This window comes from Maribellus luteus (assembly GCF_003576475.1).
In the GTDB taxonomy this organism is placed as follows: Bacteria; Bacteroidota; Bacteroidia; order Bacteroidales; family Prolixibacteraceae; genus Draconibacterium; species Draconibacterium luteum.
The window spans coordinates 1-513 of record NZ_QWGR01000305.1; the positions used below are offsets into that span (position 1 = coordinate 1).

Sequence of the window (513 nt, forward strand, 5' to 3'; positions counted from 1 at the left end):
CTGGTCGAGATTGGCCAGCAGGCCCGGCCCGACCTCGATCGGGCGGGCCGCCTCGGGCGAGGGGCCCGGCGGCTGCGGCCCGGCCACGTCGGCCCGCACCGGCCGCAGGCTGCCGGCGGCGAGCAGGGCCTGGCCCTCCTTCGACAACATGAAGCCAAGCAGGGCCTTGGCCGCGTTGGGATGGCGGGCGTTCTTCGAGACGAACGCTATGCGCGACATCACCAGGGTGTAGTCGGACGGGAAGACCACGCCGATCTCCGGCGCCTCGGCGGCGCGCTCGGCGGCGTAGGAGCCGATGACGTTGTAGCCCAGCACGATCTCCCCCGCCGTGACGGCGGTGAGCAGGGTGGCGGTCGATTCGTAGAGCTTGGGCCGCCCCGCCCCCATGGCGTCGCTCAAGGCCAGGGACTGCGGCCAGGCCAGGCGGTCCTGGGAATAGTAGAGGAAGCCGACGCCCGACCGCTGCGGGTCGAAGGTGCCGATCGACCCCGGGATCGCCCCCGCCCGCAGCAT

General features: G+C 72.9%; 1 protein-coding gene. It reads right to left on the reverse strand.

Annotation, left to right across the window (positions count from 1 at the left end):
* Window positions 1-513, reverse strand: a 513-nt coding sequence (locus D1614_RS25235) for an ABC transporter substrate-binding protein (RefSeq protein WP_147384426.1), incomplete at both ends; no start/stop codon positions are given.